Origin of the sequence: Falsiruegeria mediterranea M17 (genome assembly GCF_900302455.1) — a bacterium.
GTDB classification, from domain to species: domain Bacteria; phylum Pseudomonadota; class Alphaproteobacteria; order Rhodobacterales; family Rhodobacteraceae; genus Falsiruegeria; species Falsiruegeria mediterranea.
Genome location: NZ_ONZG01000001.1, coordinates 499,199 through 520,911, shown reverse-complemented (window position 1 = coordinate 520,911; position 21,713 = coordinate 499,199). Strand labels below are relative to the sequence as shown.

Annotated in this window: 21 protein-coding genes; 10 read left to right on the top strand and 11 right to left on the bottom strand. The window is 55.7% G+C overall.

The window, feature by feature from the left end; translation table 11 throughout:
- The first annotated feature begins 30 nt into the window (after window positions 1–30).
- On the top strand, window positions 31–669 hold the full coding sequence (msrA, locus tag TRM7615_RS02535; RefSeq protein WP_108785487.1) for a peptide-methionine (S)-S-oxide reductase MsrA: 639 nt from the start codon (window positions 31–33) through the stop codon (window positions 667–669).
- On the opposite strand, the gene TRM7615_RS02530 is transcribed toward msrA, so the two are convergent.
- On the bottom strand, window positions 666–1,538 hold the full coding sequence (locus tag TRM7615_RS02530; protein ID WP_108785311.1) for a ribokinase: 873 nt from the start codon (window positions 1,536–1,538) through the stop codon (window positions 666–668). The two genes, msrA and TRM7615_RS02530, sit on opposite strands and share 4 nt — an antisense overlap.
- A gap of 3 nt (window positions 1,539–1,541) precedes the next feature.
- Window positions 1,542–3,797 carry an NADP-dependent malic enzyme gene (locus tag TRM7615_RS02525; protein WP_108785310.1) on the bottom strand — a complete coding sequence of 752 codons (2,256 nt, stop codon included), beginning with the start codon at window positions 3,795–3,797 and terminating at the stop codon, window positions 1,542–1,544.
- A gap of 160 nt (window positions 3,798–3,957) precedes the next feature.
- Here TRM7615_RS02525 and mutS point away from each other — a divergent pair, with 160 nt between their 5' ends.
- Complete coding sequence (mutS, locus tag TRM7615_RS02520; protein WP_181893332.1) at window positions 3,958–6,573, top strand: DNA mismatch repair protein MutS; 2,616 nt, start codon at window positions 3,958–3,960, stop codon at window positions 6,571–6,573.
- Window positions 6,574–6,618: 45 nt separating this feature from the next.
- Here mutS and TRM7615_RS02515 read toward each other — a convergent pair whose 3' ends face one another.
- Together TRM7615_RS02515 and hrcA are read right to left on the bottom strand one after the other, a co-directional pair.
- Window positions 6,619–7,182 (bottom strand): nucleotide exchange factor GrpE, encoded by a 564-nt coding sequence (locus TRM7615_RS02515; protein WP_108785308.1) that lies wholly within the window; start codon window positions 7,180–7,182, stop codon window positions 6,619–6,621.
- A gap of 10 nt (window positions 7,183–7,192) precedes the next feature.
- Window positions 7,193–8,257 carry a heat-inducible transcriptional repressor HrcA gene (hrcA, locus tag TRM7615_RS02510; RefSeq protein WP_108785307.1) on the bottom strand — a complete coding sequence of 355 codons (1,065 nt, stop codon included), beginning with the start codon at window positions 8,255–8,257 and terminating at the stop codon, window positions 7,193–7,195.
- 111 nt (window positions 8,258–8,368) lie between these two features.
- Here hrcA and rph point away from each other — a divergent pair, with 111 nt between their 5' ends.
- From rph to TRM7615_RS02490, 4 genes are read left to right on the top strand one after another with little or no spacing between them, the layout of a single operon-like run.
- Complete coding sequence (gene rph, locus TRM7615_RS02505; protein ID WP_108785306.1) at window positions 8,369–9,082, top strand: ribonuclease PH; 714 nt, start codon at window positions 8,369–8,371, stop codon at window positions 9,080–9,082.
- Complete coding sequence (gene rdgB / locus TRM7615_RS02500) at window positions 9,079–9,693, top strand: RdgB/HAM1 family non-canonical purine NTP pyrophosphatase (protein WP_108785305.1); 615 nt, start codon at window positions 9,079–9,081, stop codon at window positions 9,691–9,693. The genes rph and rdgB overlap by 4 nt, the downstream gene beginning before the upstream one ends.
- A complete protein-coding gene (gene hemW, locus TRM7615_RS02495; protein ID WP_108785304.1) occupies window positions 9,683–10,840 on the top strand; it encodes a radical SAM family heme chaperone HemW in 1,158 nt (385 codons plus the stop codon). The genes rdgB and hemW overlap by 11 nt, the downstream gene beginning before the upstream one ends.
- A gap of 4 nt (window positions 10,841–10,844) precedes the next feature.
- Window positions 10,845–11,198, top strand: a complete 354-nt coding sequence (locus TRM7615_RS02490) for a YbaN family protein (RefSeq protein ID WP_108785303.1) — start codon at window positions 10,845–10,847, stop codon at window positions 11,196–11,198.
- On the opposite strand, the gene TRM7615_RS02485 is transcribed toward TRM7615_RS02490, so the two are convergent.
- From TRM7615_RS02485 to TRM7615_RS02455, 7 genes are all read right to left on the bottom strand, one after another.
- A complete protein-coding gene (locus TRM7615_RS02485) occupies window positions 11,188–12,081 on the bottom strand; it encodes a ParB/RepB/Spo0J family partition protein (RefSeq protein WP_108785486.1) in 894 nt (297 codons plus the stop codon). The two genes, TRM7615_RS02490 and TRM7615_RS02485, sit on opposite strands and share 11 nt — an antisense overlap.
- A 14-nt stretch (window positions 12,082–12,095) precedes the next feature.
- On the bottom strand, window positions 12,096–12,905 hold the full coding sequence (locus tag TRM7615_RS02480; protein WP_108785302.1) for a ParA family protein: 810 nt from the start codon (window positions 12,903–12,905) through the stop codon (window positions 12,096–12,098).
- Window positions 12,898–13,521 (bottom strand): 16S rRNA (guanine(527)-N(7))-methyltransferase RsmG, encoded by a 624-nt coding sequence (rsmG, locus tag TRM7615_RS02475; RefSeq protein ID WP_108785301.1) that lies wholly within the window; start codon window positions 13,519–13,521, stop codon window positions 12,898–12,900. The genes TRM7615_RS02480 and rsmG overlap by 8 nt, the downstream gene beginning before the upstream one ends.
- Window positions 13,518–15,386, bottom strand: coding sequence for a tRNA uridine-5-carboxymethylaminomethyl(34) synthesis enzyme MnmG (mnmG, locus tag TRM7615_RS02470; protein WP_108785485.1), 1,869 nt, complete (start codon window positions 15,384–15,386; stop codon window positions 13,518–13,520). Before mnmG ends, rsmG begins: the two co-directional genes overlap by 4 nt.
- A gap of 12 nt (window positions 15,387–15,398) precedes the next feature.
- Window positions 15,399–16,688 (bottom strand): tRNA uridine-5-carboxymethylaminomethyl(34) synthesis GTPase MnmE, encoded by a 1,290-nt coding sequence (gene mnmE, locus TRM7615_RS02465; RefSeq protein WP_108785300.1) that lies wholly within the window; start codon window positions 16,686–16,688, stop codon window positions 15,399–15,401.
- A gap of 28 nt (window positions 16,689–16,716) precedes the next feature.
- A complete protein-coding gene (gene rho / locus TRM7615_RS02460; RefSeq protein ID WP_108785299.1) occupies window positions 16,717–17,988 on the bottom strand; it encodes a transcription termination factor Rho in 1,272 nt (423 codons plus the stop codon).
- A 120-nt stretch (window positions 17,989–18,108) separates the two neighbouring features.
- A complete protein-coding gene (locus TRM7615_RS02455) occupies window positions 18,109–18,558 on the bottom strand; it encodes a CopD family protein (RefSeq protein ID WP_108785298.1) in 450 nt (149 codons plus the stop codon).
- Window positions 18,559–18,965: 407 nt separating this feature from the next.
- Between TRM7615_RS02455 and TRM7615_RS02450 the strand changes: the two genes are divergently transcribed.
- Genes TRM7615_RS02450 through dnaQ form a run of 4 tightly spaced genes read left to right on the top strand, consistent with a single transcriptional unit; the run spans window position 18,966 to window position 21,703 of the window.
- A complete protein-coding gene (locus TRM7615_RS02450) occupies window positions 18,966–19,565 on the top strand; it encodes a Maf family protein (protein WP_108785297.1) in 600 nt (199 codons plus the stop codon).
- Window positions 19,562–20,395: a shikimate dehydrogenase gene (locus tag TRM7615_RS02445; RefSeq protein WP_108785296.1), complete on the top strand. Its 834-nt coding sequence runs from the start codon at window positions 19,562–19,564 to the stop codon at window positions 20,393–20,395. The genes TRM7615_RS02450 and TRM7615_RS02445 overlap by 4 nt, the downstream gene beginning before the upstream one ends.
- A complete protein-coding gene (gene coaE / locus TRM7615_RS02440) occupies window positions 20,392–20,985 on the top strand; it encodes a dephospho-CoA kinase (RefSeq protein ID WP_108785295.1) in 594 nt (197 codons plus the stop codon). The genes TRM7615_RS02445 and coaE overlap by 4 nt, the downstream gene beginning before the upstream one ends.
- A complete protein-coding gene (dnaQ, locus tag TRM7615_RS02435) occupies window positions 20,978–21,703 on the top strand; it encodes a DNA polymerase III subunit epsilon (RefSeq protein ID WP_108785294.1) in 726 nt (241 codons plus the stop codon). The genes coaE and dnaQ overlap by 8 nt, the downstream gene beginning before the upstream one ends.
- Window positions 21,704–21,713 lie beyond the last annotated feature (10 nt).

The window sequence follows — 21,713 nt, the reverse complement described above, 5'->3', positions numbered from 1 at the left end:
CTGACCCAAGATCTCAAATCCGACTTCAAGATGATCGCGCTGGTGGTTTTGATTGCCACCGCTTCATTACTGCGCGTTGGATCGGCCACTGCGGCGGGTACTGAAACGCTGACGGTTGCAGGTGGCTGTTTCTGGTGTGTGGAATCCGATTTTGAAAGTGTTCCGGGCGTGATCGAGGCCGTATCGGGCTATACCGGCGGCAGCGCCAAGGATCCCACGTACAAGCAAGTCACGGCGGGCGGCACCGGCCATTATGAGGCGGTTCAGATCACTTTTGATCCTGCCAAAGTCTCTCGTGAGCAGCTGCTGACCATGTTCTTCCGCTCAGTCGATCCGACGGATGCGGGCGGTCAGTTCTGCGACCGCGGTGACAGTTACCGAACCGCAATTTTCGTCTCTAACTCGGGCGAAAAAGACCTGGCAGACAGGATCAAAGCCGACGCGCAGAGCGCATTGGGCCAGCAGATCGTGACGCCCATCCTGTCGGAAAGCACATTCTATCCAGCCGAGGCGTATCATCAGGATTACTACAAGGGTTCGAAGCTGGTCTTCACCCGATTTGGCCCGAAACGCCAGGCCTCTGCATACAAGGCATATCGCAACGCCTGTGGCCGCGATCAGCGAGTGAAACAGCTTTGGGGCGATGATGCGCCCTTTGGTGGCAGCTAAAGAATGGCGTCCTGGACGTCTTTAAGGTCCGGGATCACATCTGCCGTGCCGTGCCGCGTGACCATGATGGCCGCGGCACGCATTGCTTGACCGATGGCCTGCGGCATGGGCAAGCCCCGATCCATCCCCGCAAGCACGTAACCGGTAAAAGTATCGCCTGCCCCGGTGGTATCCACAGCCTTGACCTTGAATGCCGGGAAATCCTGCCGTTCGCCTGTGTTAGTGTCGAAATATCGCGCACCTTTGGACCCCAGAGTGACAATAACTTGCGCCACGGGCAGGGCTTCGGGCGCCATTCCGGTGGCCTCTTGCAACTGCGCGGCTTCGACTTCGTTCAGGATCAGGAAGTCCAAGTACGGTAGTACCGCCTGAACCGCGTCCGCATCAAAGGGTGCTGCCGCATAACAGACCTTTAGCCCAAGTTCGCGACCCATCTTGACTGCTTCGACCTGAGCATTTGTTTCGTTTTGCAGAACCAGAATGTCCCCTGCCCCGGCCTGTGACAGCGCTTGCCCCAGCTGATCCCGCGTGATCGCGTGATTGGCCCCGGCAAACAGCAGGATCTGATTCTCGCCCGAAGCCTCCACCGCGATGATTGCATGGCCGATTGGAGCGGACACTTCGGCAATCTGTCGGGTATCCACGCCGTATTCGGTCAGCCGATCCACCGCCCAACGTCCATCCGTACCCACGGCACCGATATGGCACACATGAGCCCCAGCACGCGCCCCGGCGACCGACATGTTGGCCCCCTTACCGCCCAGAAACTGCGAAAACTCTGTCGCGGCCAAGGTTTCCCCCGGGCCAGGCAGATGCGGCACGGCATAGACCATGTCCGCATTGATCGAGCCCAGGTTCCAGATCGCCATGTCTTACCCGATGTCACAAGCAGCCAGGATGGCCATGTTCAGGATGTCGTTTGCCGTCGACCCGGTCGAGCAGATCTGAATCGGCTTGTCGACACCCGACAGGATCGGACCAATCACGGTTGCCCCACCCATTTCCTGCATCAGCTTCGTCGAAATGCTGGCCGAGTGGCGCGCGGGAACAATGAGAATGTTGGCCGGACCGGTCAGGCGCGAGAAAGGATAAGCCTCTTGCTGATTTTCATTCAGCGCCACGTCGACGGTCATCTCGCCTTCGTATTCGAAATCGACACCGCGTCTATCCAGAACTTCGGGGGCGATATGCATCTTTTCGGCGCGCTCTGACACCGGATACCCAAAGGTCGAGAAGCTGACAAAGGCCACGCGCGGTTCAAGTCCCATGTGACGGGCGACATTCGCAGCACGTTCCGCAATATCAGCCAGATTGTTCTCATCCGGCCATTCATGGACAAGCGTATCGCCAATAAGCACGATCCGGCCTTTGTGCAGCAACGCCGTGACACCCGCCGCCCCATGCGCGGCATCGGCATCAAACACATGGTTGATCCGGTCCAGAACATGCGCCGATTTGCGCGTCGCCCCCGTCACAACACCGTCGCCATGCCCGTGGGCCAACATCAATGCCGAGAAGACGTGCCGATCACGGGCCGCCAAACGGTGAATGTCCTTACCGTCAAAACCCTTACGTTGAAGGCGCTTGTAGAGAAAATTCTTGTAGGTATCGAGGTGCATGGTGTTGGCAGCATTCACAACCTCCAGCTCGCGCACGGCGTCGCCCAGGCCAGCAGCCTCAAGCTTTACTTTGACGTCATCCTGTCGACCAACAACCAGAGCCTTACCAAAACCCGAACGCTGATACATCACGGCCGCACGCAACACGCGAGGGTCGTCTCCCTCGGCAAAGATCATCCGGCTTTGGGCCTGACGCGCGCGGGCGTTCAGTCCGCGCAAGATGCTGGCCGTCGGATCCATCCGCGATTTCAGGCTCAGTTCATAGGCATCCATATCAATGATCGGTCTACGCGCAGCGCCTGTGTCCATACCTGCACGCGCAACCGCTGGCGGAATCCGATGGATGAGGCGCGGATCAAACGGAGTCGGGATGATATAGTCACGGCCAAAGGTCAACGATTTGCCATAGGCCATCGCCACCTCATCCGGCACATCCTCACGCGCGAGTTGGGCCAGAGCATGAGCACAGGCGATCTTCATCTCGTCGTTGATGGCGCGGGCGTGAATGTCCAGCGCTCCACGGAAGAGATAGGGAAAGCCCAGCACGTTGTTGACCTGGTTCGGATAGTCCGATCGCCCCGTCGCCACAATGGCGTCAACGCGAACGTCATGCGCCTCTTCTGGTGTAATCTCGGGATCAGGGTTCGCCATGGCAAAGATCACCGGGTTATCGGCCATGCTGGCAACCATGTCAGGCGTCACCGCTCCCTTGACCGACACACCAAGGAACACGTCGGCTCCATTCATCGCCTCTTCCAGGCTGCGCAGCTCAGTGGTGATGGCATGGGCCGATTTCCACTGGTTCATGCCCTCGGTTCGGCCCTGATAAATTACGCCCTTGGTGTCGCAGACGATGCAGTTTTCGTGTCGCGCGCCCATCGCTTTGAGCAGTTCGATACAAGCGATACCAGCAGCGCCCGCGCCGTTCAGAACGATTTTGACGTCTTCGATTTTCTTACCCGAAATGTGCAGAGCATTGATCAGGCCCGCCGCACAAATCACCGCCGTGCCATGCTGGTCATCGTGAAAGACGGGGATGTCCATCTCTTCTTTCAGACGCTGTTCGATGATGAAGCATTCGGGCGCTTTGATGTCTTCCAGGTTGATGCCACCGAATGTCGGCCCCATCAGCCTGACCGCGTTGATGAACGCATCAGTGTCCTCGGTGTCCAGCTCGATATCGATCGAGTTCACGTCAGCGAACCGTTTGAACAGGACCGATTTGCCCTCCATCACCGGTTTCGAGCCCAGCGCGCCGAGGTTTCCCAAACCCAGAACCGCCGTACCATTCGAAATCACCGCCACAAGGTTGCCCTTGTTGGTGTAATCATACGCTGTTTCCGGGTTCGCCGCGATTGCCTCGCAAGGAACGGCGACGCCAGGGGAATAGGCCAGCGACAGATCGCGCTGTGTTGTCATCGGAACCGTAGCCTGCACCTCCCACTTGCCGGGGGTGGGGTCCAGGTGAAAGGCCAGCGCCTCTTGGTCGGTAATTTTCGCTTTAGGCATCAGATCGGTCGTTCTTTTCACAGTTCGGGCTTTTCGCCTCATAGCGCAGGCAGCAGCCAGTCTCAACGACAATGCGTTTTCGGCTTTCACCAGACTGGACGGATTTGTAAGGTCCCGCTCGGTCCAGTCGGAGAAAGAACACGTGTCCACTGTCACACCCATGATGGCGCAATACCTCGAAATCAAAGAGGCCCACGCCGATGCCCTGCTGTTTTATCGCATGGGTGATTTCTATGAGATGTTCTTTGACGACGCCGTTGACGCTGCACAGGCGCTTGACATCGCTCTGACCAAACGTGGCAAACACAACGGCAATGACATCCCGATGTGTGGCGTGCCGGTACACGCGGCCGAAGGTTATTTGCTGACGCTGATCCGCAAAGGCTTCCGTGTTGCCGTCTGTGAACAGATGGAAAGCCCGGCTGAGGCCAAGAAAAGAGGCTCTAAGTCAGTGGTTCGGCGCGATGTTGTACGTCTTGTGACCCCAGGAACCCTGACCGAGGACGCCCTGCTTGAGGCGCGGCGTCACAACTTTCTGGTGGCCTACGCCGAGGTGCGCGACAGCGCGGCACTCGCCTGGGCCGACATCTCGACCGGCGCGTTTCACGTCATGACCGTTTCAAAGCAACGGCTTGGGCCAGAGCTTGCCCGCCTTGCTCCGTCTGAACTGTTGGTAGTGGACGAGCCTGTGTTTCAGACCATGCGTCCCTTGGCGGATGATTTCAAAATTCCGCTGACGCCGATGGGCAAAGCCAGTTTCGATAGCACGGGAGCGGAAAAACGCCTGCAAGAGCTCTTCAAGGTTGGCTCACTGGACGGGTTCGGCAAATTCTCGCGGCCTGAACTCTCGGCCATGGGCGCGTTGATCGACTATCTAGAGATCACTCAAAAGGGCAAACTGCCGCTGCTTCTGCCGCCCGAACAGGACAGCGAAGACCGGGTGATGCAGATAGACGCGGCCACACGCCGCAATCTGGAACTGACCCGTTCGCTGAGTGGTGACAAGTTCGGCTCGCTGCTATCCGTCATCGACCGCACGGTGACACCTGGCGGCGGGCGTCTGCTGGAACAGCGCATTTCCAGCCCGTCCCGCAAGCTCGACACTATTCACGCCCGCCTGGCCGCGCTGGACTTCTGCGTCGAACAATCCTCACTAGCGGAACACTTGCGCGACGCCCTGCGCAAAACCCCCGATCTGGACCGCGCCCTGTCCCGGCTGGCCCTGGACCGGGGCGGTCCAAGAGATCTGACCGCGATCCGCAACGGATTGATTCAGGCGGAACAGATTGCGGGGTCGACCGATGACATCGAACTACCGGATCTGATGGATCAAGCGACCGCCAACTTGCGTGGCTTTGATGATCTTCTTGGGTTGCTGGACGCCTCACTTGTGGCCGAACCCCCGCTGCTGGCTCGTGACGGCGGGTTCATCGCGCCTGGCTTTGACGCCGAGCTAGACGAGGCCCGCACCCTTCGGGACGAAGGTCGCTCGGTCATCGCCGGCTTTCAACAGAAGTACGCCGAACACACAGGCATCACCTCGCTGAAGATCAAGCATAACAACGTGCTGGGATACTTCATCGAAACCACGGCAACACATGCTGACAAAATGCTCAGCGCGCCGTTTTCCGAGACCTACATCCACCGCCAGACCACCGCCAATCAGGTCCGGTTCACCACGGTCGAGCTGAGTGAGATTGAAACGCGTATCCTGAACGCCGGGAATCTGGCGCTAGAGATCGAAAAGCGGCTCTATCAAAGGCTATCTGAGGGAATTCTAGCCCAAGCCGCCCTGCTCAACCAAGCCGCACGCGGGCTGGCGGAACTGGATTTGGCCACTTCTCTGGCTGATTTCGCGCGGGGCGAAAACTGGTGCCGCCCGACCGTCGATAATACCCGGTCATTTAACATAACCGGCGGCCGCCATCCGGTGGTTGAACGCGCCCTGCAACAGCAATCAGGCGACGCCTTCATCGCAAATGACTGTGACCTGACAGCAAATGGTGGGGCGGCTGTCTGGCTTTTGACTGGTCCAAACATGGCCGGTAAGTCGACTTTCCTGCGACAGAATGCCCTGATCGCCCTGCTCGCCCAGATGGGCAGTTATGTCCCCGCAGAACGCGCCGAGATTGGCTTGGTGAGTCAACTTTTCAGCCGCGTCGGGGCCTCGGATGATCTGGCACGCGGACGGTCGACCTTTATGGTCGAGATGGTGGAAACCGCCGCGATCCTGAACCAGGCGGACGAACGGGCGCTGGTGATTCTGGATGAGATCGGGCGTGGCACTGCGACCTATGATGGTCTGTCCATTGCCTGGGCAACATTGGAGCATCTGCACGCCACCAACAGTTGCCGCGCCCTATTTGCCACGCATTATCATGAACTTACGGCTCTCGCTGGCAGCCTGGAGGGCGTCGATAACGCCACCGTCGCAGTCAAGGAATGGGAAGGCGAGGTAATCTTCCTGCATGAGGTCCGCAAAGGTGCTGCGGACAGGTCATACGGTGTTCAGGTGGCCCAGCTCGCCGGCCTCCCCCCCTCTGTCGTGGAACGCGCCCGGGTGGTGTTGGAGCAATTGGAGCAAAACGAACGCGAAGGTGGCAAGCAGAAGGCGCTGATCGACGATTTGCCACTCTTCTCTGCCGCGCCGCCACCGCCCCCTGCCCCCAAGACATCGGCCTTGGATGGGATGCTGGTCGACGTCCATCCCGATGAACTCAGCCCGCGCGAAGCGCTCGATCTGATCTACAAACTGAAAGAAGCGGCCAAGTCCTGACCGCTTCTTCATCTTTTCTAGAATATTCTCGCCGAAGGCGAAACCTTAGCCAGCCGGCGTCGAGCTTACGCCAACTTGCGCCGGGCGCAGCAGGCGGTCGTGCAACATGAACCCCTCGGCGGAAACCTGAATGATGTCGCCGGCTCTGGTGCCCGGCACCGGTGCCTCAAACATCGCCTCGTGCATCTGCGGATCAAAGCGATCACCAACTTCGGGCGACACGATCCGAATGCCGTGCTTGCCGAATACATCCAGCAGCGCGCGCATGGTCAGCTCAACACCCTCGATCAAGGCAGCGGACACTTCGTGCTGCTCGTCGGTTGCTGCCTCAAGACCGCGCTTGAGGTTGTCGTAAACCGGCAGCATGTCCCGCGCCAGTTTCGAGCCACCATAATTCTCGGCATCGCGGCGGGCTTTATCGCCACGTTTGCGGGCGTTTTCCGCATCCGCCAGCGCGCGCATGAACTTGTCCTTCAGCGCGTCCCGCTCGGCACGCAGCTCGTCCAGTTCGGCTGCTTCGCCGCTGATTTCTGCCAATTCTTCGGCCAGCTCTTCGGCTTCGGCCGTTGCGATGTCATCCAGAAAATCTTCGTTCTTTGGCTCTGCCATCTTTCTACCTCTAACTCCGGTCCGATACGAGCTTGCCGACCAACTGCGCGGTATAGTCGACGATAGGCACGATCCGTCCGTAATTCAGGCGCGTCGGGCCAATCACCCCAACCGCACCAATGATCTTACGATCAGCGTTCATATATGGAGACACCACCAAAGAGGAACCCGAAAGTGAAAAAAGTTTGTTCTCAGAGCCGATAAAAATGCGCACACCGTCGCCGTCCTCGGTCAGTTCCAGAAATTCGGCAATGTCCCGCTTGCGTTCCAGGTCATCAAACAGGGTTCTGATCCGCTCCAGCTCTTCCTCTTGCCCCGTATCCGCCAAAAGATTCGCCCGCCCCCGAACGATCAAGCGCGCCGAATCCTGCCCTTCGCCGTCCCAAACCGCCAAGCCGCCCTCGACCATCTCACGGGCCAGCACGTCGATCTCTTGTTGGCGCGTAGTGATCTGAGATTGGATAACCGTGCTCACTTCGCTGAGCGTTCTCCCCTCGATCAGGGAATTCAGGAAATTCGCCGCTTCGCGCATCGAGCTGGGCGTCTGTCCTGGCGGTGGAGTGAACAGGCGGTTTTCCACGTGCCCATCCGAAAACACCAAAACCACCAACGCGCGATCATGGGCCAGCGACACAAACTCGATATGCTTGATCTCAGCCTCGTGCTTGGGGGTCAGCACCAAGGAAGCGCCCTGTGTCACCCCTGACAACACCGAGCCAACGCGATCCAGCAACCCGCTGACATCGGCCGAGTTACTGTCCACCGTTGCGTCAATTTTTTTTCGATCTGCCGCGTTCAGGTCACCGACCTCGAGCAACCCATCAACAAACATCCGCAACCCCATCTGCGTCGGCACGCGGCCGGCGCTGACATGGGGACTGTCGAGCAGGCCAAGAAACTCCAGATCCTGCATCACATTGCGGATCGTCGCGGCGCTGACCTTTTCGCTGAGCGTACGGGTCAACGTCCGGCTACCCACCGGTTCGCCACTGTCCAAGTACCCTTCGACAATCAACCGGAACACCTCGCGCGAGCGGTCGTTCATCTCATCCAGAATTTTGCTCGCGTCACTCATTGGGCTTCTCCGGCTTTGACGTCATTAAATCCCACTTGCGGCAAAGGTCAATCGGGGTTGCCCCCTGCGCTGACCAGAGTTATCCCCAAGCCAGCAAACAAAGGATTTCCAATGCGACCCTCTGGACGTGATCTGAACCAAATGCGCGCCGTTTCCATCGAGACCGGCTTTACCAAACATGCCGAAGGCTCTTGCCTGATCAAGATGGGTGACACGCATGTGCTGTGCACCGCCACAATCGAAGACCGCGTTCCGCCCTTTATCAAAGGGTCCGGCCTGGGTTGGGTTACTGCAGAATATGGGATGCTTCCGCGCGCAACCAACACCCGGATGCGTCGAGAGGCGGCCAGCGGCAAGCAAGGTGGCCGTACTGTTGAGATTCAGCGCTTGATCGGCCGAGCCCTGCGCGCAGGCGTTGACCGCGTTGCTTTGGGCGAGCGTCAGATCACCGTCGACTGTGACGTGATTCAGGCCGACGGCGGAACCCGCTGTGCCTCGATCACCGGCGGTTGGGTTGCGCTGCGTCTGGCGGTTAACAAGCTGATGAAAGCTGGCGATGTGATTTCCGATCCGCTGGTCGATCCGGTCGCGGCCGTGTCCTGTGGCATCTACGCCGGCCAGCCGGTGCTGGATCTGGACTACCCCGAGGACTCTGAGGCCGGCGTTGACGGCAACTTTATCATGACCGGATCCGGTAAACTGATCGAAGTGCAGATGAGCGCCGAGGGTTCGGTATTCAGCCGCGCTCAGATGGATCAGCTGATGGATCTGGCTGAAAAGGGTGTCGGTGAACTGGCCGCCGCACAAAAGGCCGCCACCGCATGACCCGCACATTCGATGGGGATACGCTGGTCTTTGCCACCCACAACAAGGGCAAATTGGAGGAGATGGAACATCTCCTCACGCCTTTTGGGGTCAAGGTTGTAGGCGCCGCAGATATGGATTTGCCCGAACCGGAAGAGACCGAGGATACCTTCGTCGGCAATGCCCGGATCAAGGCGCACGCCGCGGCCACGGCCACCGGTCTGCCTTGTCTTTCGGATGACAGCGGAATCACCATCGATGCTTTGAATGGCGCCCCCGGTGTCTATACCGCCGATTGGGCCGAAACCGGCAATGGCCGCGACTTTGTCATGGCCATGACCCGAGCGCATAATGAGCTGGAGGCGATCAATGCGCCCCACCCACGTCTGGCACAATTCCGCAGCACCTTGGTGGTGGCTTGGCCCGACGGACATGACGAGGTGTTCGAAGGTGTCGCGCCCGGTCATCTGACGTGGCCGATGCGCGGCGATCAGGGTTTTGGCTATGATCCGATGTTTGTCCCCGAAGGACATGACATCACCTTTGCCGAGATGGATCGTTGGGAAAAGAACAAGATCAGCCACCGCGCGCTTGCAGTGCAAAAGTTCGTAAAGGGCTGTTTTGGCGGATGATTGGCAAAACGGGGGCTTTGGCCTGTACGTCCACTGGCCATTTTGCGAGGCCAAATGCCCCTATTGCGACTTCAACAGCCACGTCAGTCGGCAAATAGACCAATCCGCCTGGGTTGATGCCTATCTGCTAGAGCTAGAACGTTACGCTGTCCAAACCCCCGGACGTGTTTTAAACACGATCTTCTTTGGCGGCGGCACCCCATCTTTGATGGCCCCTGAAACAGTCGACGCAGTCATACAGGCCGCGCGCGGACATTGGCACGCTGCGAATGATATGGAGATCACGCTTGAGGCCAATCCAGGATCGGTCGAGGCCGGACGCTTTGCCGGCTATCGTGACGCCGGCGTCAATCGGATCTCGATGGGCATTCAGGCGCTGAATGACGAGGACCTGCGCCGTTTGGGTCGTATCCATACGGTAGCCGAGGCGCAAAAAGCCTTTGACGTCGCCAGGAATTGCTTTGATCGCGTCAGTTTTGACCTGATCTATGCCCGCCAACATCAATCCTTGTCAGAGTGGCGGGCTGAGCTGAAGCAGGCCCTGTCCATGGCGATTGATCACCTGTCGCTCTATCAATTGACGATCGAGCAAGGCACAGCCTTTGGAGATCGCTATGCCGTTGGAAAATTGCGCGGCCTGCCCGAAGATGACACCTCGGCCGACATGTATATGGCGACGCAAGAGATCTGCGAAGCAGCTGGACTACCAGCTTACGAGATTTCAAATCATGCCAAACCGGGTTCGGAATCACAGCACAATCAGGTCTATTGGCGGTATGGTGATTACGTCGGCATCGGTCCCGGAGCGCATGGGCGTTTGACGATAAAGGGCTCAAAATTCGCAACGGAATCCTATCTGAATCCAAACATGTGGCTCGCCCAGGTTGGCAAGACCACAGGTGAATCGGTCAGAACTTCATTAAGTATACAAGATCATGCCAACGAATACCTGATGATGGGGCTCAGGCTAGTTCAGGGAATAGATATGGATCGCTTTCAAGCTCTGTCCTCGACATCAATTCCCCAGGATCGTTTGGACTACCTGAAAGAGATTGGCATGGTGGAACAAACAGGCTCTATCTTGAGGGCCACAAAAGACGGTCGTGCAGTCTTGAACGCGGTCATTCGGGAAATGTTGGTGGATTGAGAGTATGCGTGTGTTTTGGCTTGTTCTGGGGGTGTTATGCGTGGCGCTTGCCATGATTGGCGTCATTCTCCCCCTTCTCCCAACTGTTCCCTTCCTTTTGCTCGCCGCCTTTTGTTTCGCCCGGTCCTCAGAACGCCTGCATGACTGGCTGCTGTCTCATCAGGTTTTTGGCCCAATGATCATAGATTGGAATACCAGCGGCGCCATACGTCCTGCCGCAAAAAAAGCCGCGACCTTATCGGTCGCAGCTGTCTTTGGGTTGTCATTGATGCTTGGGTTGGCAAACCATATCCTGATCATTCAGGCCGTTACACTCGGCGCCGTCATGATTTTCATTTGGACTCGCCCTAACGGCTAAGCTTGGCGCACAGATCGTCGAGCTGATCCAGGTTCTCATATGTCAAAACCACCTGCCCCGTTTCCGTGCCAGCCTTGTGATTGATCGCAACCCTCATCGCCAAGATAGCAGACAAATCCTTTTCTAACGCGCGTGTATCAGCATCTTTCTCTGATCCCGTGCTGCGCGTCTTCGGAGCAGAAGTTGGTTCATCCTTTTGCTGCCGGCGCTTCACCAAAGCTTCAGTCGCGCGGACAGACAGACCATCACGCACCACTATCTTAGCCAGCTCTGACGGGTTTTCTGATGTAATCAGCGCACGCGCGTGTCCAGCTGAAAGCAAGCCATCAATAACCATCTGCTGAACATCTTCGGGCAACGCCAACAGACGCAAAAGGTTGGCGATGTAGCTGCGGCTTTTACCCAATGCCTCTGCCAGTTTTTCTTGGGTATGACCAAAGCGATCCATCAACTGACGAAAGCCTGCAGCCTCTTCAACAGCGTTCAGGTCAGCGCGTTGTATGTTCTCAATGATCGCAATTTCAAGGACTTCTGTGTCGTCCAGCTCTCGGATCAAGACGGGAACATCATGCAACTGCGCCAACTGCGCCGCTCGCCACCGACGTTCACCTGCGACGATTTCGTAGTCACCTTCTTCAACAGGTCGAACGATCAAAGGCTGAAGGATTCCCTTCTCCTTGACCGATGCCGCCAGATCATCCAAGTCTTCTTGCCTAAACTTACGGCGCGGCTGATCTGGATTTGCCCTTAGTTTCTCGATCGGAACGACAACCTCACCCCGACGTGTTGCACCGGCGGGTGTAGCTTCTTCTGGTGTGACATCTGCCATAAGTGCCGACAATCCACGTCCCAGCCCCCTGGGCTTTCCTTTCCTAGTCGCCAATTCAGCCTCTCCCTTCACGTGGATGTTCTGTTATTTTTTGATATGAGCTCATTAGCCAAGTCGCGATATGCCTGAGCTCCCTGTGAGTTCGAATCATAGCTTAGCACTGGAAGCGCAAAAGACGGTGCCTCACTAACCCGAACATTTCGGGGAATTTTGGTCTCAAACACCAAATCGCCGAGGTTGTCCCTGGCATCTGCCTCAACCTGTTGTGACAAATTGTTCCGACGATCGAACATTGTCAGAACTATTCCCTCGATTCGAAGCTTGGGGTTTGCGGTTTGGCGAACTTCTCGAACTGTGAGCATGAGTTGCGATAACCCTTCGAGCGCAAAAAATTCACTTTGCAATGGCACTAATATGGAATGCGCTGCAACCATCGCGTTTACAGTCAACAGGTTCAAGGATGGCGGGCAATCAACCAGGATGTAATCCCACCCAAAGGCATCCATTGCTGTTTGACGCAACGCATCATGGAGCAGAAAGCTTCTTTTTTCATTTGAAACCAGTTCAATGTCAGCTGAACTCAAATCAACTGTCGCTGGAATGATCGACAGTCCTTCGAAGCCTGTACTGTGGATCACATCTTCAGGTGCCGCATCGTCTACCAAAAGTTCATAGCTGGTTTGTGAGCGATCCGACCGCTCAATACCCAACCCAGTTGACGCATTACCCTGGGGATCAAGATCCACGACAAGAACACGTAATCCGTGTTCTACCAACGCTGCGGCCAAATTTATGGTGGTAGTGGTCTTGCCAACCCCGCCCTTTTGGTTGGCCACTGCGACTATTTTTGGTCCGTCAGGACGAGACAGATCATGCACGCTCGATTCCCTTGATTTTAAGGATTACGGCCTGTGGTTCAGTAACACTAGTAATTGGATCAAGCTCAAACTTCCATTCCCTTTGAGCGGCCTCTACCTCTTTTTTCCATGTAACGCCTTTTGGAAACACAGCGCTCCCGGATGACTTCAGATGGCGCTCACAGAACTCCAGAAGTGTGCTCAGATCAGCCAGTGCTCGAGCGGAAATTACATCTGCGTATTGAGGCTCAACGTCTTCAATTCTTTTGGCAATCACCCTGAACCCCGACGATGTTTCACGTGAAACATTCCTTAGGAAAGCAGATTTTCTCTGGTCACTTTCTATCAAAGTCACCTGGCAGTTCGGCGACAGCTCTCTAGCTAGAATTCCAACAACAGCACCAGGAAACCCACCACCGCTCCCAATATCCACCCAAGAACCCGTACACTTCAAACACGTGAATGCCTGAACAGAATCAACAATGTGCCTATTCCAAATATCGTCCAGGCTCTTACGAGACACGATGTTGATTGTCGGGTTCCATTTTCTCACCAGATCAACGTATCTCTCCAGGTTCGAAAATGTTTCACGTGAAACACTGATTCCCGAAACGGGTTCAAAGTCCGCCCTATTCATGCGGACCTCGCACGTTTCACCTTGCGCAGCCGAGCAAAAAGCAAAGCCATGGCAGCCGGTGTCATCCCTTCGATCCGTCCTGCCTGCGCAAGGTTTTCTGGGCGATTACGATCTAGCTTTTGCCTAAGTTCGTTCGACAGGCCTTCGAATTCTTCGTAAGAAAAATCATCAGGGATCCGAAGGTCTTCCTCCTTTTTCAAGGTCTCAACGTCACTCTTTTGACGCGCAATGTAGTTTGCGTAGAGCGCGTCGCGCTCAATTTGTCTTTGGATAGGCTCATCTACCTGCGCAAGCTCTGGAATTAGCTTTTGGACATCAGGAAACCCGACATCAGGAAACGCCAGAACATCCATTCCTGTCCGTTTGGTGCCATCTTGATTGACATGGATGCCAGAGTTTTTCAGCTGCCTTGGTGTAAAAAGACGTGCGTTCAAAGCGTCAGTCGCTGCGTTGAGTGCTTCCAACTTTCTAACAAATTTGTGCTTCCTGGCACTCGACACACACCCCATTTCTATCCCAATCCCGGTAAGCCGCTGATCTGCGTTATCAGCCCTCAAGGAAAGACGAAATTCGGCTCGGGACGTGAACATACGATAGGGCTCTGCGACCCCCCGTGTCGTCAGATCATCGATCATAACGCCTATATAGCTGTTTGATCGACTAAAGTATATCGGCTCCTCCTCGCGGGATGCCAACGCAGCATTCAAGCCGGCAACCAGACCTTGGGCTGCGGCTTCTTCGTATCCTGTTGTCCCATTAATCTGCCCTGCCAAGTACAAATTTTGCATCGACTTCAACATCAACTGTGAGTTCAGAGATCTTGGATCCACATAGTCATACTCAATCGCATATCCAAGTTGTAGAATCTTGGCGTTCTCCAACCCTCGAATCGACCTCACATAATCCGCCTGTACATCCCTTGGCAAGGACGTGGATATTCCATTCGGATAGACTGTAGGTACGTTAACACCCTCTGGCTCCAGGAAAATCTGGTGAGAGGTTTTGTCGGCAAATCGGACAATCTTGTCCTCGATGGACGGACAATAGCGGGGCCCCACCCCATCGATGTGCCCACCATACATGGCCGATCGTTCTAGATTGTTCCGGATGATATCATGAGTACTTTCGTTCGTGTGAGTGATTGCACACGATATTTGTGGCGCCGTTGCTGACCTGGTCAGGAAGGAAAAAAAGGTCGGATCTTCGTCTCCGTCCTGCCGTTCAAGGCCGTCCCACTTGATGGTTCGACCGTCCAGACGGGGCGGAGTACCCGTTTTCAACCGTCCAAGTTCAAGTCCCATATCTTGGACCCGCTCTGCGAGCTTGATCGATGGGCGATCTCCCATTCTGCCGCCTGGCTGAGAAACATCACCGATATGAATAACTCCACGCAGAAATGTACCGGATGTTAAAATTACAGAATGAGCAGAAATCGTGCTTCCGTCCGCGAGCACAACGCCCGTAGCCTTATCCTTGTCAGTTTGGATGTCGACGACTTCACCAAACACCAGTTGCAGATTCTCCTGCGCAAGCGTGGCTGCTAGCATTTCGCGCCGATAAATTTCACGATCAGCCTGAGCTCTCGGTCCTTGAACTGCGGGGCCCTTTCGGCGATTCAATAGCCGGAACTGTATCCCTGCAAGATCGGCCACCCGGCCCATTACGCCGTCTAGGGCATCGATCTCTCGCACGAGATGCCCCTTACCCAAACCTCCAATGGCCGGGTTGCAAGACATTACACCTATGTCGCTTTCAGAAAGTGTTACCAAGGCAGTTCGTGCACCCATTCGAGCAGATGCGTGTGCCGCCTCGGCACCCGCGTGACCTGCCCCAATAACCAACACGTCAAAGTCAAAATGTTTCACGTGAAACACTCCTTATTTACCGAGGCAAAAACTGGAGAATATCTCATCCAGTAGATTCTCAACATCTATACGTCCAACCAGAGATTCAAGCGCGCGGATTGCAGTTCGAATCTCTTCCGCCCCGATATCATATAGATCTTCACCGCGTTCCAGAATCTTCTTGGCTTCAACTAAAGCTCTATACGCCAAGAGCATTGCTTCTTTATGGCGTTCGCGCGTTGCGATCCCCGCTCCTGCGCTCCTTTTCAAAAGGCTGCTTGAGATTTGATCAACCAACTGATCAATCCCCTTACCGCTCTTACCAGAGATAGAGGGTACATCATCCGCGCGCAGGTCACCTTTTGCCAAGATAATCACATCTTGTGCTTCGGGTTCAAATTCAGGCTCATCGCTTGTTTCTTCCAACAAGAACACTCGCAGATCAGCGGCCAAGGCGCGCTTGCGCGCCAAGGCTATCCCCATGTTTTCAATGGCATCTTCGGTTTCACGAATACCGGCCGTGTCCAATAAGGTGACTGGCAACCCAGCCAGGTCCATACGAACTTCGATCACATCTCGTGTTGTTCCTGCATACTCTGACGTTATTGCGGCATCACGGCCAGCCAATGCATTCAGCAACGTCGATTTTCCGACGTTGGGCCGCCCAACAATCGCAACTTCAAAACCAGTTCGAATGCGTTCGGCGATCTTCACACCAGATATCTGGCCAGAAAGATCAGTGATTACAGCATCCAGCAACTCATTCACTTCAGGCGTGACATCTGTCGGAACGTCTTCGTCAGCGAAATCTATGACAGCTTCCAATAACGAAGCGGCACGGATCAAGTCTCGGCGCCATCGTTCCGCCAACTGTCCCAATTCACCTTTCAGAATTGTTTGAGCTTGACGTCTTTGCGCTTCAGTCTCGGCATCAATTAGATCGGCAAGCCCTTCGACTTGAGCCAGATCCATCTTGCCGTTTTCCAGAGCTCGGCGGGTAAATTCACCTGGTTCGGCCAATCGAGCTTTGTCCAGCTCGGCCAACGTAGACATGACAGAATTGACAACGGCCACGCTACCGTGAACTTGCAGCTCGACGACATTTTCCCCTGTGAAGCTATCTGGCCCATTGAACGTAAGAACCAAAGCCTCATCTAGGCGTTCGCCGGACGAGTCCCGCAATGTTCGCAAAGACATACCGCGTCGTGGGAGTTCTTTTTCCGTCAGCGATTGCGCAACTTCATAGGCACCGTGACCCGAGATTCGGATCACGGAAACGCCTGCTTTGCCGGGGGCGCTGGCCAAGGCAAAGATCGTATCCATTCCAGTGGCCTCGCTGTTCAGACCGGTGTCAGGTGTTCATCGAGTCGAAGAATTCGCCGTTTGTCTTGGTCTGCTTCAGCTTCGACAACAGGAACTCGATCGCGTCTGTCGTGCCCATCGGATTCAAGATGCGGCGCAGGACAAAGGTTTTCTGAAGGTCCAGCTTGTCGACCAACAAATCTTCTTTCCGGGTGCCAGACTTGAGGATGTCGATCGCAGGGAAGACGCGTTTATCGGCGATCTTGCGATCCAGAACGATTTCCGAGTTACCCGTACCTTTAAATTCTTCAAAGATAACTTCGTCCATGCGCGAGCCGGTATCGATCAGCGCAGTGGCGATGATGGTCAGCGAACCACCCTCTTCGATATTCCGTGCGGCACCAAAGAAACGTTTTGGGCGCTGCAATGCGTTTGCATCGACACCACCTGTAAGCACTTTACCCGAAGAAGGCACAACAGTGTTGAAAGCTCTACCAAGTCTTGTGATAGAGTCCAAAAGGATAACAACATCTCGTTTATGTTCGACCAGGCGTTTAGCCTTTTCGATCACCATCTCGGAGACAGCCACGTGACGAGTTGCAGGTTCATCAAAGGTAGAGGACACAACCTCGCCTTTCACTGACCGCTGCATGTCGGTCACTTCTTCGGGGCGTTCGTCGATCAGCAACACGATCAGATAGCACTCGGGATGGTTCTTTTCGATCGAGTTGGCGATGTTCTGCAGGATCACGGTTTTACCGGTCCGCGGCGGCGCCACGATGAGCGAACGCTGACCTTTACCAATCGGCGCCACCAGGTCGATGACACGCGCCGAGCGGTCCTTGATGGTCGGATCTTCGACTTCCATCTTCAGACGCTCATCAGGGTACAGAGGCGTCAGGTTGTCGAAGGCAATTTTGTGTTTGGCTTTTTCCGGATCTTCAAAGTTGATCTTGGTGACATTGGTCAGTGCAAAATAGCGCTCATTGTCGAGCGGCGCCTTCATCACACCATCAATCGTATCACCGGTGCGCAGACTGTGCTGGCGGATCATCTCGGGCGAGACATAGATGTCGTCGGGACCCGGCAAATAGTTCGCCTCGGGCGAGCGCAGGAAACCAAAGCCGTCTTGCAGCACCTCAAGCACGCCATCGCCCGAAATCTCCCATCCCTCGTCCGCGCGTTCACGCAGGATCTGGAACATCATTTCGCCTTTGCGCATCGTTGATGCGTTTTCGATCTCAAGCTCTTCGGCCATCGACAGCAGGTCTTTGGGGCTCTTGGCCTTGAGATAGGCAAGCGACAGGGATTCAGCAGACATGATCAAACACCCTTTGACCGCAAGCGCGGCATGGATTGAATATGGATTCGGAAGACACATAACCCGGACGGGTCAGTTGCACCCTACATAGGGGCGCCGGGCAATGGAGTCAAACAACCCTCAGAACTTCAAAATGACCGACAACACGATGACCACCATCAAAACGGTCGGAACCTCATTCATGAGGCGGTACGTGCGCCCTGAGAGGGTATTGGTCCCCTCCTCTAAGCTGCGGTGCTGCTTAAGCAGCCAGTGATGGAACCAAGTCATCGCCAGAACCGATGCGCCCTTGGTCCAGGGCCAGATCCACGACCAGTCGACGATACCAGGCGTGAACACCATGATCAGACCACAGGCCCAGGTCACGATCATCGCCGGTCGCATTATGATCTTCAGAAGCTTCTCTTGCATCATCAGAAAGATTTCAGGCGCTCCCTGAACTTTCTCAGCCTGCTCGACATGATGCACAAACAAACGAGGAAGATAGAAGAGACCGGCCATCCACGAGATGACTGCCATGATGTGCAGGGATTTGACCCATGGGTAAATCGTGAACAGGAAATCGGTCATGTGCGTCTCGCGGATCGGGTTCGGGCTTACCTAATAAAAAAGAAAGAAAGAAAAAAGGATGATGATTTTTGTAGGGAGCCGGATTTTCGTGGATAACTCATCTGTCCTGCCAGTTTTCCCCATGTGGGAAACATCGTCAGGTCATATAGGTGATTTTCCCACATGGAACAAATATCTTTTTAAAACAGATACTTGATGATGATTTAACTTAAAGAACCTGGGGATAATACTGCGGGTAACTTGGGGTGATCGGGTTATCCACGGAAATCGAGTTATCCTTGTCCTGAAAGGATACAACTTGAACGACTCAGAGATGTTTTTTGCGAAACCCCGGGGGTTGCGTGGCAAGCGGAAAGTCATACAAACCATCCGAAATCGCTCAAAGACCTGTCCAAGGGGTTATCCACATGACTGTCCCCATCGTTCTAGCCTCTGGCTCAACCATTCGGGCGCAACTGCTGCGCAACGCAGGTGTCCCGTTTGAGGTTAATGTGCCCCGTGTTGATGAAGAAACTGTTAAAAATGCACTGATTGCGGAAGAGGCCACACCCCGCGACATTGCCGACGCCTTGGCCGAACTCAAGGCGCGCAAGATCAGCCTGAAAACGCCCGGTGCGATGGTTCTGGGCTGTGACCAGGTTCTGGATTTTCAGGGGCAGCTTTTGTCCAAGCCGGCCACACCAGAGCAGGCCTTTGATCAGCTCAAGGCGATGCGTGGACAGCGGCACATGCTGCTGTCGGCTGCGGTTATCTATGAAAACGGCGAACCAATCTGGCGCCAAGTTGGCCAGGTCCGCCTACGGATGCGGGTGAGCTCGGACACCTATCTGCGCTCTTATGTCGATCGGAACTGGGACAGTATTCGCCATGCGGTTGGGGCCTACAAACTCGAAGAAGAGGGTGTACGCTTGTTCACAACCATTGACGGGGACTATTTTAACGTTTTGGGTATGCCCCTGTTAGAGCTGCTCAATTTCCTGACGTTGCGGGGGGTGATCGAACAATGACGAACACACGTATTCCTTTGGCTGGGGTGATCGGACACCCGGTTGCGCATTCCAAATCCCCTCGATTGCACGGGCATTGGCTCAAAACCTACGGCATCGCCGGGCACTACGTCCCGATGGACGTGGCCCCCCAGGATCTGGAAACGGTTCTGCGTACCTTGCCCAAGGCCGGCTTTGTGGGCGTCAACGTGACGGTCCCACATAAAGAGGCGGTGATGGCGATCGCCGATCAGATTACGGATCGCGCGACACTGATCGGCGCGGCGAACACGCTGATCTTCCGCGAAGACGGCAAGATTCACGCCGACAACACTGATGGCTACGGATTCATGGAGAACTTGCACAGCGGCGCCCCCGATTGGGACGCAAAGGCCGGCCCGGCCCTGATACTTGGGGCTGGTGGTGCAGCGCGCGCCGTGATTTCGGCCCTGCTCGAGGCCGGCGTGCCCGAAGTTTTTCTGTCCAACCGCACACGTGTCCGTGCCGAAAAGCTGCGCGATGATTTCGGCAAGCGGGTGCAGGTCATCGATTGGGTCCAGGCCGGCAATGTAGTTGAGAATGCAGATCTGGTGGTGAACACAACATCGCTTGGCATGGTTGGCCATTCTGAACTGCGCGTGCCCATGGATGGGCTGAAACCTTCGACTGTTGTGACCGATTTGGTCTACGCCCCGCTAAAAACCAAACTGCTGCTCACTGCAGAAGAAGCGGGATGCACCACGGTCGACGGTCTCGGAATGTTGCTCCATCAGGCCGTACCTGGCTTTGAGCGTTGGTTTGGCGAAAGGCCCACGGTCGACAGCGCCACCCGCGCGGCAGCCCTAAGATGAGCTTTCTCTTGGGGCTCACCGGCTCTATCGGTATGGGAAAAAGCACAACGGCCAAGCTGTTTGCTGAAATGGGCTGCGCCGTTTGGGATGCGGATGCTGCGGTTCATCGACTTTATGCGCCCGGCGGTTCTGCGGTCGCCCCGATGCAAGCTGCCTTTCCGGATGCTATAGTTGATGGTGCCGTCAGTCGCGATGCGTTGCGCGGGGTCATTCAGGCCGATCCAACGGCGTTGAAACAGATCGAACAGATCGTGCATCCGCTGGTTGGCGAGGACCGAGAACAGTTCAAAGCTGAAGCAGATGCCGACATCCTGGTGTTCGATGTGCCTTTGATGTTTGAAACCGGCGGCAACGCGGCGATGGATGCGGTGGCATGCGTCTCGGTCTCGGCCGAGGTACAGCAAGAACGTGTCCTGGCGCGCGGTACCATGAGCTTGGAACAATTCCAGCAGATCCGCGCCAAACAAATGCCGAATGACGAGAAATGTGAGCGATCCGATTTTGTGATCGTGACCGACACGCTGGACCACGCACGCCAACAGGTGCAGGCTGTGGTAGAGCAAATCAGAGCAGGGTTAGACGATGCGTGAAATCGTTCTGGATACGGAAACCACCGGGTTTGATCCCGAAAGCGGCGACCGGATTGTTGAAATCGGCGCGGTCGAACTGTGGAACCACGTGGCCACGGGCGAGACGTATCATCAATACATCAATCCCGAACGCTCCATGCCGCTTGAGGCCTTTGGTGTGCATGGGATTGGTCCTGACCTTCTGGAATCCCCACAGCAGCCCGGCCCCGGCGCGGTGACGTTGCGGGATAAGCCGGTGTTTGCCAAGGTCGGTCAGGCGTTTCGCGATTTCATTGGCGATTCCAAACTGGTGATCCACAATGCAGCCTTTGACATCAAATTCCTGAATGCCGAGCTGCGCTGGATGGGTCTGCCGGAAATCCCGTGGGAGCAAGCGCTCGACACGCTGGCCATTGCACGCAAGAAATTCCCTGGCTCGCCGGCCTCGCTGGACGCGCTTTGCCGCCGCTTTGGCATCGACAATACAAACCGGACGCTGCACGGCGCTTTGCTCGATAGTGAAATCCTGGCAGAGGTCTATCTGGAACTGATCGGCGGCAAACAGCCTGACTTTGGTCTGTCGCAAGTCCAAGGCGGTTCGGGTGGAGCTGTCGCTGACGATTGGCGCCCAACTGCACGGCCTAATCCCCTACCCTCGCGCGTGACGACCGAGGAACAAGAGGCCCATCAGGCCTTTGTCGATAAACTGGGGGATGATGCGATGTGGAAACGCGCCTGAGGGCCGGCCC